Genomic DNA, 2,505 nt, shown 5'->3' on the forward strand with positions numbered 1-2,505 from the left:
AGTTGGTCTTCACTTTCAATCCAAGCTTCATAGGTTACTAGAATTTCAGGTTCTTCTAATCTATCATCGTCATCTGCTTGATCATCATCTACATATTTTTCTACAATTTTATAATATTCTTTTGAAAACTCATCTCTACTATACGTATGCTTGTTAAGTATCCAATGCACTGTATCATATGTAGGATAGTTATCTTCTTCGCATTCATTAACGTCTTCAATATCTTTACCTTCTGTAGCATCTTGACTGTTTTTCTTATCAAATACATTCTTAATGGTTTCAAATATCACAGGATAATCCTCCTTGTACTCTTTCGGCTTGATTTTAAATAGGTGATATTTTACTACTTCACAGCACCAACCAAGTTGTTTATCTAAATGGGCTTCTTTCGTCATTTTTATGCCTGTTTCTATTAATTGTAATGCCTTCTGTACATGTTCAGATTCATAGCTTTTACCATACCCTAGCATCCCATGAGCATAGCCACAACGATAATACCAAGACCAATCGCGATGTGCCTCATCGATACGTTCAAATAACTCGATAGCCTCTGCTGTGCGGCCATTATTGTTATACATACGTCCTAAGGCGCTTAATAGTATAGGAGACAAATTATCAATGCCTATGTTAGTTAATAACTCCATCGCACGCTTGAAATCGATGCCCTCTTGTTCATTAAGGAGCTTAACCTTTTCCACATCACTTAATTCTTGAAACTCTTCATCCGTAATGTCTTCTATACTGAAATATAAGTTCTTAATAAAGTCACCAAAATTATCTGCTAACGGAGTAATTGAGTAATCACATTCTTGATCTACACGTACAACCTTAGGCTCACCGGTAGGACCACACTCACGATAATCAAGGAAAATCATATCATGACCACCAGAAATCGTATCGGCTACAACGATACCGATAGGGGGATATTTTACTTTTGAAATCCAAAATTCATTACCCATCTCACCTAAAAGAGAGTATTTTTTATCTCTATCAATGCCATATATTCCTGTTATATATACACAATCGTCATCATCGTTAATAAAACAATTCTTATTTACTACACCACCATTATGGTTTTTAAGTAGCTCTATATATGCTGTAGGCAATGTATAGCCTAGTTCAGCTTCAGCATTCTTAATATCCTGATCGATAACCTCTCTACCTATATAGGACTCAAATGCATAATCGGTGTCTTTCCAAAATCCAGTCCAATTGAAATCTTTTAGATGACTCATGATACTCTCTCCTAGCCAAATAGATATAATCTAACCACATTTTATGTCATCAATAGAATATTTTTTTATTAAAGCTTTCACCTCACGCCGTATCAAAATAGTATCTATAATATAGGAAAAAATGATATAAGGACATACATTTATAATCCCGATAGGGGCCAATATAAGGGCTGCCCACAATAAATTCAGTGAATACGCATACCACTTAAAATCAATGGTATTTAAAAATGGTATAACATAGTCAATAATTCTTACTTCCCATTGCATTAATGGGTTCAATTCCTCACTTGTGCCTAATAGCCAAGTGAAAGTAAGGGCAAATATTAATGCATATACTATGCCAACTGGAATTAATATCTTCGCTCTCTGTTTTAACAGATTACAGCAAATCTCATCTTCGTCCTCTGGTGCTATATCATATACTATATTACATTGAATCTGAATTCGTCTAAATCGATAGCGAATATACTTATACAAAAGGTTATTCGGTGTATATAACATAATAGACTCCGCATGCTATTGGTAGTAACTAAATCATTAGAGAATATATTATCCATCTATGGCAAAGTAATGTAGATCTTTGAATTCATTATCCCAAAATGTAAAGGAAAAAATATGTGTATCATCAAAGGTTTGCTCGCAATAGGTTACAACATCACGTTCAGGTTCAATAATAGGCATACCTATCCGTGTTTTCACTTCATCAATGGTTATATCGCCATACCAATCTAGAATTTCGTTATGAATGAAAGTAACAATGGAATCTATATTCTTATGATAATTAGTAGCTAATAATTTAGCAGTATCTACATTAGCATCCGTTGGCTTCTCATCCCAACAAAATTGTATTCCTTCATAGGACCAGGTATATTGCTTTAACAGTTCATCATATTTTACATCATTAGTCATTTTCGGAACCCTTTACATAACTTTCCATCTTCGGTCTAAGATCTAATACTATGTCCCAACTATCTAATGCTAGAACCTTTTGATGTACAATAAAGTCTTCTATGATCTGTAACACCTCTTGGTGGCCTAGTTCATTTTTACCATATATGATGGCACCTCGGTCACCATCATTAGTTACACTAAGCTCTATATGTAATAAATCGGTATCTTGATCACTACAAACCTGTACAAAGTTATATAGTTTATTATCTATGGAGATTGCCTTTAATGGAGAAATAATTACAAAGTCTTGCTCTTGGTCCTCAATAGCATACAGATTTTGTTCAACTTCATTCAGTGTAATACCTTCATATTTATAGGT

General features: G+C 33.9%; 4 protein-coding genes. All 4 read right to left on the minus strand.

The annotated features are described in order from the left end of the window. Window positions 1–1,235 (minus strand): SMI1/KNR4 family protein (locus RWP19_RS09410; RefSeq protein ID WP_314357435.1); only part of this gene is annotated, 1,235 nt, incomplete at its 3' end. Window positions 1,236–1,265: 30 nt separating this feature from the next. After that, on the minus strand, window positions 1,266–1,736 hold the full coding sequence (locus RWP19_RS09415; protein WP_314357436.1) for a glycosyl transferase family 4: 471 nt from the start codon (window positions 1,734–1,736) through the stop codon (window positions 1,266–1,268). A gap of 48 nt (window positions 1,737–1,784) precedes the next feature. Next, a complete protein-coding gene (locus RWP19_RS09420) occupies window positions 1,785–2,144 on the minus strand; it encodes a hypothetical protein (protein ID WP_314357437.1) in 360 nt (119 codons plus the stop codon). Beyond that, window positions 2,137–2,505, minus strand: a 369-nt coding sequence (locus RWP19_RS09425) for a bacteriocin (protein WP_314357438.1), incomplete at its 5' end; no start/stop codon positions are given. The genes RWP19_RS09425 and RWP19_RS09420, both read right to left, overlap by 8 nt.

Source organism: uncultured Veillonella sp. (genome assembly GCF_963522475.1).
Taxonomy (GTDB): Bacteria; Bacillota; Negativicutes; order Veillonellales; family Veillonellaceae; genus Veillonella.